This window comes from Coprococcus sp. TF11-13 (assembly GCF_003481085.1).
GTDB classification, from domain to species: Bacteria; Bacillota; Clostridia; order Lachnospirales; family Lachnospiraceae; genus Coprococcus; species Coprococcus aceti.
The window spans coordinates 1,021,774-1,034,626 of record NZ_QUKK01000001.1; the positions used below are offsets into that span (position 1 = coordinate 1,021,774).

4 protein-coding genes are annotated in these 12,853 nt (G+C 45.0%); all 4 read right to left on the reverse strand.

Annotation, left to right across the window (positions count from 1 at the left end; all coding sequences use genetic code 11):
* Positions 1 to 14: 14 nt before the first annotated feature.
* The 4 genes from cas6 to DXD11_RS04525 all read right to left on the reverse strand — a co-directional run bounded on the left by cas6 (position 15) and on the right by DXD11_RS04525 (position 12,810).
* Positions 15 to 695, reverse strand: coding sequence for a CRISPR-associated endoribonuclease Cas6 (cas6, locus tag DXD11_RS04510; RefSeq protein WP_243105802.1), 681 nt, complete (start codon positions 693 to 695; stop codon positions 15 to 17).
* 626 nt (positions 696 to 1,321) lie between these two features.
* Positions 1,322 to 3,463: an ATP-dependent helicase gene (locus DXD11_RS04515; protein ID WP_199688721.1), complete on the reverse strand. Its 2,142-nt coding sequence runs from the start codon at positions 3,461 to 3,463 to the stop codon at positions 1,322 to 1,324.
* A 156-nt stretch (positions 3,464 to 3,619) separates the two neighbouring features.
* The gene (locus DXD11_RS04520) at positions 3,620 to 11,923 is read right to left on the reverse strand and encodes a leucine-rich repeat protein (protein ID WP_147360971.1); all 8,304 of its coding nucleotides are present in this window, start codon (positions 11,921 to 11,923) and stop codon (positions 3,620 to 3,622) included.
* A 188-nt stretch (positions 11,924 to 12,111) separates the two neighbouring features.
* Positions 12,112 to 12,810, reverse strand: a complete 699-nt coding sequence (locus DXD11_RS04525; protein ID WP_015533113.1) for a zinc metallopeptidase — start codon at positions 12,808 to 12,810, stop codon at positions 12,112 to 12,114.
* Positions 12,811 to 12,853: the final 43 nt, after the last annotated feature.

Genomic DNA, 12,853 nt, shown 5'->3' on the forward strand with positions numbered 1-12,853 from the left:
CTTCACCCTCCTTTCTACGCGAGTATATCAAATTTACCTTTTCCCTCAGATCTCCTTGCTCCAATTCCTGACATATACAATAGATTCAACAGAGTACTGTCTCCCTTGAGTTTAAATATACCTAACGAAGCATTTGTGTTCCTACCAAACACAGGAATCACTACTTTCTTTGCTTTGATTGGTTCAATCCCAAAACTGTCAGATTTTATAGGTATGTTCATCCTATTGATAAAAGTATCTATATTCTCCTTAAGCGTCTGCTCGAATCCATCCGTATTGTATACATAATACTTATCGGAATTATCATCTGAATTGTGTCTTCGCACAATCAAAGGACTAGACATTCTAATTATTATCTCGTCATCTTTAATCTCATTCATATTCTGAATATACATCGACACCAGCTGCATGGAATTACCCGCCATAGGATACTTCTGAAATTTCATTCCCTGAAATGCGTTGAAGAACATCGTAAGTTCCCCCTGATCAGAATCAGAGAAAAACATTGTAAATTCATTCTTCTGTAACTCTATCCCATCTTTAACAAACACGGCACCAGGAAGATTAAACGAATATGTATATGTTTTTATTATTGATCTGCTTTTATCATATAAAGCACTAAACATATCTTTCGAATATCGTTCTGTCGCCGCCTTAAAAAAACTGAGCATAAGCCGATCCATTTCCTTTGGCAAATGATTATTCTCCAATTTAAAAAGAATTTTTAGTTGAAACATTTATATAATCCACCTCCTTTCCTATGTTTTATTTTTAACACAAATTCCATCATTCGTCAATACATATTCCTTATAAAATGTATCAATGGATTACTTTTGTTTCTATCTTTATAAACACCATATTTATCTTTTCCTATTTATTATTGATATCTGCGATTATTTAATATATAATCCAACTACATTGTGGAATGTAAATTTGATGCATTTTATATGTAATTTACTAATTGTTACATTTTGGGACTCCCACAATGTATAAAAGCTTGTATAAAATACAAGCTTTTATTATAGCCCATATTTTAGTTTTACAAATAGCATTATTACTGCGGTTTTTGATTTCGTATACATCTTCTATATTATACAATCATTTTTCCTAAATGTAAAACCTCTTATCCTTTTATAACCTCTTTTTATATAATTTTACATCATCCTATGTCCGATTTTCTCCACACGAAATAGCCTTCTTAACACCCACTCCCCTCCACAAAAAATACCAGCAACGCACGATCATCAATCGCCCATTGCCGGTATTTGCTCCACCAAATCAGGTATGTAAATATATGCAATTCTATGCATACCTCCCATCCTCACACTCTTTCAAGTGCTATCCCTATCTTCAGATTTCTCTCCGTTGCCATCTTGTCAAACTTGATGACATAGCACCCTATATCTCCCCTGATACCGGTTATAGTGCCCTCGCCGAACACCTTATGTTTCACCCTGTCGCCAGGCTTAAGTTCTGTGTCTGGAGGATATATGTGAGCCTCATTTGCCGCTATATAGCTCTTTGTATCATCCACCAACCTCTGCGGGAGTTCATTCACATAAGCGATGGTGTCCCGATCTATGTTGAATATGAATCTCGATGGATACCTGAACGAGTCATCATAGTTCAGCCCCTCGGCATCGCTGATGTACAGACCGCGCTCCGCTCTGGTACATGCCACGTATGCCATGCGTCGTTCCTCCTCGAGCATTGCCTCAGTGTCCACGTGCTTGCTTGGGAATATACCTTCATTTACACCACACACGAACACATATGGGAACTCCAGGCCCTTTGCGGTGTGTATGGTCATCATCGTCACAGAATCCTTGTCCTTCTCCCTGTCATTGTTCGTGTAGAGAGCTATGCTCTGCAGATATTCCTCCAGCGTATTCTCCTCACCGGAGGTCTTCTCATATCCGTCTATCGACTGCTTCAGCTCTGCCAGGTTGTCCAGCCTTTCCTGTTCGCCTGCCTGTCTGAGCATCGCCTCGTAGCCCGTGGCGGCCATGAGCTCTGTCACAAGGTCTGACAGACTTTTCTCCTTATATGTCCTCCTGAAATTTTCTATGATATCGACAAAGGCTGAAGCCCCTGTCGACTTAACAGTCTTCTCCTCCAGAAGATCCTGAAGACCGCTGTACAGTGAGCATCTGCGAGTCTCACAGTACGACTTCAGCATCGACATTCTCTTTTTGCCAAAGTTCCGCTTTGGTTCATTTATCACCCTGCGAAATGACAGATCATCCGCGTATGCCACCATCCTGAGATATGCCAGCACATCCTTTATCTCCTTGCGTTTGTAGAACTCCGTTCCGCTGTAGAGGATATACGGGATCTTTGTCTTGATAAATGCTTCCTCTATGCTTCTCGACACGAAATGTGACCTGTACAAAACGGCTATGTCACTGTACTTTGTGCCCGCCTCAACCAGTCTTTTTATCTCATTTGTCACCCACTGGGCTTCATCCCCGGTGGTCCTGGAATGTACGTACAGAGGGCATGCCTCAGACGGCTTCACAGCCACAAGCCTGTGGGGCAGTCTGTTCCTGTTTTTCTCGATCAGTGAGTTGGACACCGCCAGTATGTCAGGAGTTGAACGATAATTCGTGTCGAGGAATATGGTCTGTGTATTCTCATGGTTCTTGTCGAATTCCAGTATGTACTCTATCCTTGCCCCGCGCCACGTATATATAGTCTGATCCGGATCGCCCACGATGAAAAGATTCCTGTGATAACCGCTGAGTATCTCCGCCAGCGCATACTGGTTGCCGCTGACATCCTGAAACTCGTCCACCATGACATACATCATGCGTTCCTGCCATTTGCGGCATTTCTCCGCATCGGTTCTGAGGATGTGGAGCGCAATGGTTATGAGATCATCATAGTCAAGTCCATACACCTTCTTCTGTTCGTACAGGTATCCCAGAAATACTTTTTCAGGTATGTCTGAAGCCTTCTCATAATCCGCCAGCAGTCTGTCGTTGCTTATGTCCGCCAAATATGTGATATGCTGCATCTCGTTCTTCATAGCCGATATGTGATCCCTCGCCATGTCAAATGTATATGTTCTCGACTGTATATGGGCATTCTCGTACACCGTTTTGAGTATATCCTCCGTGTCCTCGTTGTCCATCACCACAAAGTTCTGGGGATAATTGATGGCATGGATATCCTCCCTCAGAAGCTTCACACAGAAGCCGTGAAATGTGCAGATGTATCCCATATCACTGTCCCCGATCATCTGTCTGATACGTTTGCTCATCTCCCTCGCCGCTTTATTTGTAAATGTTACACACAGTATATTCGATGTGGATATTCCAAGCTCGTCCACCAGATACGCATATCTGTATGTGAGCGCCTTTGTCTTGCCGGTTCCCGCTCCCGCAATTATGCGCACATACCCTTCTGTGGTGGTCACTGCCTCCTTTTGCTGTTCATTCAGTTCATCTATAAAATTATCCATACAGTCCTCCATATATTCGCAAACATATGTTCAGTATAGCAGATTATATCTTTCCTGTCACTACACTCATGTTTTTACACCAGAACGATCTTCACATAAAAAACAGGACAGCCACATCATCTGTGACTGTCCCGCCAATGCATCAACGCATTTCATTTATTTTGACTTTTTGTATACCGCTTTCTTAGGAGTGTTCATTCCCTTCGCCTTGAGCTTCTTTGCATATGCGTCATATTTCTTCTTAGGAAGATATATCTTCACATTGCTCTTGACACCCTGGAAAGCATTCTTACCGATAGTCGTTATCCTTGTAGACTTTATGGTAACTTTTCCAAGCTTTCCACACTTGCTGAATGCTGCACCGCCTATGGTCTTAACGTTTCCTCCGATCACAACCGTGGTGAGATATTTGCGTCCTGTAAATGCTTTCGCTCCTACAGCCGTAACATTGAAGTTCACTCCACCAATCTTGACACTGGATGCAACCGTGAGTGACTTGAACTTCTTGTCGTTCTTCTTGCTTGTACTTCCAACAAGTGTCACTGTTCCCTTGCCATTTGAAGCAGCATTTGTCACCTTGTATTTCAGATAGCCAGGCACGCCCTTCTGCGAAACTTTGTATATCTTGCCCTTGCCAGCCTTGATAGCAAATGTCTTGCTGACGGAGCCTCTGTAATTACCCTTACCAGTGATCTTTACTGTCGCTGTACCGATATTCTTGTTGTTCTTGTACTGTACGATGTAATCCACACCATTCTTCAGTGTTGTTTTGCCTCTCCTCAGCGCAAGCGATTTAACAGTGATAGATGATCCTGTGTATGTATATCCATTCTTTTCTATACCGCTTACGACCACATTGTTCTTGGAATTTCCTATGTCTATTCCAAGGGCAGCTACTGACTCATAACGCTTGTATCCACACTTGGTACAGGTAAATGTCTTCTTACCTGCCGCTGTGTCTGTAGGCTTGGTCGTTATCGCGCCCTTGTCCCATGTGTGATTTGCCAGGCCTGACTTCTCTCCACATGAGCACTGATACCAGTGAGATCTGCTGTCGCTCTTGTACTTATTGCCGTAATCGTGTACATGCTGCTCCGGCTCTTTCTCGATGGTGATCTTTACATTGAATACAACTCCATTGTAAGCCCTGTTCCATCCTGTAACTGATGTCCAGTCATAATTTGCTGTGTCCGCAGGCTTGAAACAAAGCTTGTATGTATTGCCATCCTCAACCTTTGTCGTTCTGTCTGTATACCATGTGTATACTCCATCCTCGCGCTCTGGAAGCTCTATGTCTGCAAGAGTCATATTCTCCTTAGCACTCAGTGAATCTATCGCCTGAGTAAATACTGCATTTGCAGGAAGAATCTGAACAGTTATCTCCACATGCTCTGCTCTCTCGTATACATCCTCATCTTCAGGTACAAATGTTGCAAGGAAAGTCTTTGTTCCAACCTCTCCCACAGATTCATCTGCATTCTCCCAGATGAACATTCCACCTGTTGTCTCAGACAGGAGTATCTTGCCAACAGTGTCTCCGTATGTAGCTGTGACATTCTCAGGAACTGTAAATACAGGATCCTGCTTTCTCACATACACTGAAAGCTTCACTGCAATTCTCACACTTCCGTCTTCCAGTTCCTCATATGTTCCCTCTGCTGCATCGATCTTGCTCCAGTCATAGTTTGCTGTGTCGTCTGGAACAAAGTATGCATCGTAGGTCTCGCTTGTTCCGGCCTTGCCTACCTGCTGTGTTCCATCTGCCCACATGTACTTTCCTGCTGCCGATGTTGGAAGCTCCACATCCGCAAGGGTCTTGCCGGCATATGCGTCGCCCGCCTTTCCGGCAGTAAATGAAGGTATTCCCTTCTCCACGCTGGATATGATCAGTGTGAACTCAGCCACTGTCTGATTCTGTCCTCTCACCGTGAACTTGACTGTCTGTGCCTCAGCACTTGCAGTCTTCGGCGTTCCATATACCTTTCCATCGTATATCACAAGTCCTGCCGGAAGTGTCTGTCCCTTTGCAAGGGAGTATGACACATATCCGTTGTCCACAGCTTCATCATTCTGGATCTCTATGGCTGTCAGATCATATAATGGCTCATCCTTTGTGGTTGTCTTTCCAACCTGCGCCTTAACTGTATCCTCTGTCTTTGCGAGAGTTATATTTACGGCCTCCTGCTTTGCCATATTTACCGTAACTGTTGCCGGCTCATATGTCATGACGCCGCTCCAGAGACGGTTGTTACTTGTAGTCATGGCTGTGTCATCCGGTCCAAATACAACTGAATCCACCGCCATTCCATCTATCGGCTCACCGTCTATTGTGATGTAGAACGACTTGCCACCCTGTATATAGAGTGCATCGTCACCGTCAACACCTGACTTCTTCTGACATCTTGTTGCCGATGAACTCTTCTCTATCTTTGCATCGCCATCCTTAAAGCAATATGCAGGATAATCCACATCCAGCTTGTAGAAAATGGCGCTGTAATTTTTCAGTGCGTACACCATATCCGGGATCACTGTGGTGAGTATGCTTCCGCTTCCAAGACTTGACGTATATGCAAGCTGCTTCATATTACCATAGTTTACGATCATTGCACTGTTTGTGAGGTTGCCAAATGTAAACTGTGCATCAGCTCTGTTGATGAGCTTTGCATTTGTATTCAAGGTGATCCTCTCACTATTTGCTGCTGTGATATCCCCGTAGTTATCTACTGTTGCTGAAGCCTGAACATTTCCTTTCAGATTCCATGCACCTCTGTTGACCAGTGATCCTGTCATAGTCAGAGCGCCGTCCACATTCCATGTGCCAAGGTTCTCAACATCGCCGGTAACTGTCGCTGTCGACGTATTTGTAAGAGCTGCGCCCTCGGCGATGGTCAGCTTTGAATCCTTGAGGATCTCAAGCTGTTTTACCTCCACCTCTCTGTCAAGTGTGTAGTCTCCGCCTATAGTTAATTTGCCGGCGAGAGACATATACAGTGAACCCAGACTCTCAACCTGGTAATTGTCAGCGGTGCCCTTTACAGTAGCTGTGGACTTTGCATTCTCGTCTACATACTCTACCTTGCCAACCTTACCGCCTGCCGCAAGTACAAAGTCACCTGTGACAGCGCCCTCTGTTCCTGCCTTGACGTATATATTTCCAATGCTGTGACCATAGTTAAATACCAATGCCTTGCTATGCTCATTGTTGACGTCATTTTTTCTGAGTTCTCCTGACTTTATCTCGGCATACAGATCTCCCTTCACATCTGACTGCTGGACAAAGTTGTTGCACTTCTCAGCGCACCATCTTCCATCAACCACACAGTTCACATTTCCGGATACGGCTGTTCCCGACACTCCGTTGAAGTAGGAGCGCTTGTTCATGTAATCCGCACCGTATATAAATGTATTGTAATGATCAGTTATACCAACTCTTATATCCACATCACCGGATACTGATCCACCCGATGTAACATACATATTCTCAGACTTGGTTGATTTCGGTGTGTACATCTGTGCAGACTTTGCAAATGTGAAGTCTACCTTCTCCGCATTTGTATTGTACGCACCGTATACCACGCTTCCTGCTCTTCCGTCCTCTGCCGCGAAGGTCACTGTCTTGACATCAGCGTTTCCTGCCGCAGCTACAGTGCCTGACACATAACCGCTCATGATCGTCATGGTTACATTTCCATCTATCGTCACTCGGTCTGCCTTGCTGTCAGTTGAACCCGCAGCACATATATTGCCGACATTTCCGCTTCTGAGTGTCACCGATATGTCACCAGTGTATTTATTTGCTGTGTCCGTATAGCCTGATATGCTGTAGCCTGACAGATCATATGTAACCTCTTGGTCTATTCTGAGTGGTCTGTTGTCGTCTGCCACTCCATTATGATCAGCATCCAGATATACTGAGCTCTTGCTGCTATCCGACGGATCAACTATTATCACTGCTGAATTTCCACCGAGATCAATGGTCTTATCCTCTGTGTTCACAGATACACCAAGCTTGTTGATATCAGGTATCTCCGTGCCTGCCGGCAGTACCTTGAATACCACTGGGAAATCAACCGGTGTTCCATTTCGTCCTGTTATGACAAATACTACTGTGCTTTCACCTGCATTCTTGGCTGTTCCTGTTATCTTACCCGACTCAAGCACAAGTCCTGATGGAAGTGTCGAACCGCTCTTCAATCTGTACTGCATGTCAGTTCCATAATTCTTTGTGGTATCTCCTGTAACCTTGAGGATCGTGAGATCGTACGCTGGTGAATCCGCTGTGTACTTGGTCTCCGCCGCCAGAATCGGATCTGCGTATTCCTTACTGATGTCTATCTGGTCTGCCACATAATCCACTACAATAGACATAGATGAATCCGGGCCTGTCACCTTTGCACTTCCGTTGCTTCCCTGTACCGGCTCGCCGCCATTTGCCGACACATAGGCTGTGTAACCCGGCACATCGGTATAGCTAACTGTGATCGCCTGTTTGCAGGCAACATATTTGACATTCTCATATTCAACTACATATGACTGTGCAGCCAATTTTGCTGATGTGTTGTCCATGTTTGTTGAGCCGCCTGCATAGCTGTAATACACTCCTGTCCAGCCGCTGGCATCTATATCATCTGCAAATTTTCCTGCTGCCACCCACACACCTGTGTTGCTGAACTGGTCTGAAGGACACTTGAGCGTACCCTTCTGATATACTCTTGCCCAGCCTGATGTCATGTTGACCTTGCCCACATCAAACAGCGCATCCTCGCCTATTGTGAGTGTCGTGTCATACTGTGTCATATTGAGAGCCGCAAGCTTCGTATCTCCATTCACAACTGCCTTGGCATACTTTGAATAACCAAGCCTGTCAGCGGTCAGCGTATCGTTAAATACTGCGGATGATCTCTCGTTCAGTGACACATAATCCGTTACCTCAACAGGAGCATTTACATCAACTGCCGCACTGTCATAGATTATCAGAGCCATTGCCGTGAGCTTCTTATTCACAACGTAGGTTCCCCTGATAGTTACGATATCCTTGCTGTTTCTCATGAATGCACCGGTATATTTTGATGTTGTATCCGCTGCAAATCCGCCCTTATCTACAGTGTTCTCTGCGATCTCATATGCTATGGTTCCATCCACGGTTGAATTCGACAGAACATACATAGTTGCTGCCTTACCACCACGGATATTTATACTCACCGCATCGCCGCCTTTATATGAAAGCTCTGAATCCTTTGCACCGTATATTGCTTTTACATTCCCCCCCGTCATGGTGATCCTGATGCTTCGTCTTATGGCGTTGTCCTCGACACCTGTTATCGTGTACTCCGACAGATCTCCGGTGTACAGAGGTGTCTTGCCATCTGCCTGTCCATCCTGATTGTCGTCCACGTATATCTCTGTATCTGTGTCGTCCTTTGCCTGGATGACCACTGATGTTCCGTTGAGACATATAGTCTTCTCATCCTCATCAACTGCGATTCGGCCATCCTGGTTGTCCTGTTTCTTCTCCTCATTTGAGACGATCACGTTCAATGAGAGCTGTGCCTTTGAACCGTTTCTTCCTGTCACATGGACTATGACATTTTTTCCGTCTTCATAAAGCTTACTTGCCGTTCCGACGATCTTGCCATCGATCAATGTAAGTCCCTCAGGAAGACCATTTGTCTCGTCGATCTCGTATGTGACCTCGCCCTCTCTTGCGTCGTTTGATATGACAAGATCTGCCATGTCATAGAGAGGTGAAGTTGCTGTGTATTCTTTTCCAAGCAGTGCCGATGGATCAACAGTTGTCTTGGATACCACGATCTGCTTTCCTGTCGTTGCGATCGTCACTGTACAAGGCTCGTTCGGCATGCTGAACGTGTACACGCCATTTGCTTCAACCGCTGAATTTTCCGCTGTGTCGCTCTGACCTCTGAAGGTCACCTTGTCAAGAATATATCCCTTGTTCACGGTCGGTGTTATCTTGACATCTGCGCCGCCCTTGACATATGTACCATCAGGATCAATATACTGTGACGTCTTGCCTGTCATGGTGTACGTTGCGGCCTTCTCGTTGGACACAACATCCAATGAATAATTTACATTTGCAACATCCCCTACAGCCGAGTCCTCTATTACGCCCCCCTTTGAGAATATATTTGGCAGATACCCATCAGTCGCCTTAAATGTTCCCTTGAGGATTCCACTGTGGAGTATGTTTGAACCGCCTGCTGCATATATACCCTCATTTGCAGTTACCGTTACCCCCTTGTTGATAACGATCACGGCATTGCCCTGGCTTCCGTTCTCTGTGAAGTTACCAAAGTAAATATTGTCAGCAGTTACATCCTTGTCTATCACAAGATTCTGTCCGCCATAATATATATTCTGTCCATAGGTTATAACAGATGAGCCGGTGGTATTCATGCTTGGAGCCATATAATACTTCTCCGGCATACTGCACTTGTCATCAAATGTAACTTTTGCATCCTTGTTATTACCTATATACATCTGGAAACTTATTCCGTCTGCATTTGTAAAATCTGTGTTGTTGATCTTTATATCAACAGGAACTGTATTCTCGGTTGAACCGGAATAGCTCTCATTTGCCAGATAGAAAATATTATTTCCCGCCAGTCCATTTATACTGCTGTCTGACAACGTTATGTCAACCTTTGTTCCGATATTTCCGCAACTGTAATCACCTCCGGCGAGTCCACATTTTGCAAAATGTATCTTTGCTATATCCGCCTTGAGTTCCCCTGCCAGTGCAAAGTTGCCCATCATGGTAAACATGTCGCTGCCCGCGTATTCATACGAGTTCACAAGCGGATCGCCATTTTCGTCTACTATGGATTCATCATTCATGCCATCCACATTGACCGTCATATTTCCCAGACAGCTACCGCCGTATACAAGCTGTGCTGAACTGCTGATAACGTTGCTGACGCTTATGTTAAGATCCTTACTGATGCTTCCGCCCTGCTCTACATTCAGAGATCTCGTAATGCTGCAGCCCGAAACTATGGCATCTACAGAACCATTTACCGTCACATTTGACAGCTCCAGAGCTTTTACATAGGCTGCATTACAGTTGTAAAGTTCTGCCTTTATATCACCTTTTACACCTGTGCTCAGATACATGCCATTTAATGTATCTGTTGTTGCCACAGCCTTCATTACAACGCTGGCAGAAGTGATACCGGAACAATTTGAAATTCCATATACCCTGCCGCTGGCGCCAGTGATATTCTCCATGTTCACAGTATACGTATATGTTCCTTCTTCCTCCGGCTGAGTCTGACTGAACGAAACCGAATTCATGCCACATGTTGTGTAACCGGCAGCGCAGTTCTTTATATCTATATCAGCCCTTCCGCCCAGCATACCGCCATACATTCCATATATGGTGTTGAACTTTGCTCCTGAGCCATCAATGCTGACATTTACATTTCCCTTTATATTTGTATTATTGGTGCCATACACAGACATCTCTGATCCAGACTGGCTTTTCAGCTTAAGGTCCAGATTTCCAAGGATAGTCGCACTTGACGCACCATATACACTGGCACTTCTTCCATCCTTTACGGCTGATATTCCGTCAAATGTAAGGCTCACGTCACCATCAACCTTTGCCCCCTGGGAAACTCCGTTCAGGCTGTCTACCTTGGAGTCAGTCACCTTGGCCGTCAGTGTCTTACTGAGCACAGCTCCATTCTGCACGAGATACACTGAATTGGCGCTGGCTCCTTTCATATTGAACACTGCATCGCCATTTATAGTGTATGCCTTTCCTGTGTAATATCCATCTGTAGCCAGTGTGACAAATGTGTTGCCGTCACAGCTATAATTGATATTCTCCGTGATGTCTCCATCTATGGTCGATGTGCTGAGACCATAGAGCGTCTTTATCTTAACTGACTTCTCCGTGTCTATCAGTACACCACCAGTACAATATGTCCTGAAAAGTCCATACAGACTTTCAACTGCCGCGTCGCCCTTCACACTGATAGTTACCGCAGTCATGTTCTCCGGAGTCTCAACAGTGCTCTCAAATGCTCCATATACAACAGGCAGTTCAGCACCGTCTATGGTTATGGAGATCGGCGAACTGCCATTACCATGATAGATTCCATATATATTGCCATATTGTATGTCCGTGCTTCCATCCAATGCGAAAGCTTCCTCGCCCTCATCAAGGATTCCATCCCTGTCTTTGTCATTGTAAATATTTAATAACTGCTCGCTGTCAGTGGAATTCGGCGACTGCTTTATGATTACCGAATTGCCGTTGAGCGTGACACCTGATGGTGTAGAGCCTGACGACTCATATACATACTCCAGCCCCTTTCCCGTATTCGCAGCTTCAGACTGTGTTCCGTCCGCCGCAAATGCCGTTATTCCCGATGCCATGCCAATAGCAGCAAGCACCGACAAGGCCGTTATACCTCCTCGTAGCCTTCTCTTTCTCATCAATTACCCTCCCTTAATTAATTGTTTCGCAGACCATTCCCGCTATAATTGTGCACTATAGCAGAAAAAGTCTTGCAAATATGTAGATTTTTGCCACTTTAACCATTTTACCATAGCAAAGTTGCAAATACTATCAACAAATTCACAAGACTTTTTTATGCATTTTTATATTTTCTGTTATAATTCCGCTATCTTCTCCTGTTGCCAAACAATAATACAAGTCTGAGCAACTGAAGTGATGCTGATACCATGGCTGCCACATATGTCATAGCTGCCGCTGTGAGTACACTTCTTGCACCCTTGAGTTCATCCGGATAGAGATACCCGCTGCCCTCCAGTATCGCCATGGCTCTTCTCGATGCATTGAACTCCACCGGAAGTGTCACAAACTGTAGGACAACAACCAGTGAGAACAATATGATTCCGAGTGTTATAAGGTAATCAACCCTCGGAATGAGAAGTCCTATAAGTATGAGCGGCCATGATATGGCTGAGCCTATATTTGCCGCTGGAATGATGGCTGACCTTATGGTGAGCGGTGCATATGCATTTGCATGCTGTATGGCATGTCCGCACTCATGGGCTGCCACGCCTATCGCTGCGATGGATCTGGAACCATACACGCTGTCCGACAGATTGAGCGTATGCTCCTTAGGATTGTAATTATCAGTCAGATCTCCTGAGATGTGATGTATTGACACATCCGTTATCCCCGCATTCCTGAGTATCATGTATGCGACCTGGTCCGCTGTGTAGCCTGACCGCGATCCCACCTTCTCATACTTCTTGTATGTGGTCTTGACTCTTGCCGACGCTATCATGCAGAGCACCACGCCTATGAGAACCAACAGATATGTTGGGTCAAAATAAAATCCATAATATGGCATATATATCACCTTTTCCTTTCATGTATCCCTGACGGGGGCTTTT

What these genes read in the sequence shown, in the direction of transcription:
- DXD11_RS04515 (WP_199688721.1), bottom strand. Translation starts at nt 3,463, where the DNA reads ATGGATAATTTTATAGATGAACTGAATGAACAGCAAAAGGAGGCAGTG.
- DXD11_RS04525 (WP_015533113.1), bottom strand. Translation starts at nt 12,810, where the DNA reads ATGCCATATTATGGATTTTATTTTGACCCAACATATCTGTTGGTTCTC.
- DXD11_RS04520 (WP_147360971.1), bottom strand. Translation starts at nt 11,923, where the DNA reads ATGAGAAAGAGAAGGCTACGAGGAGGTATAACGGCCTTGTCGGTGCTT.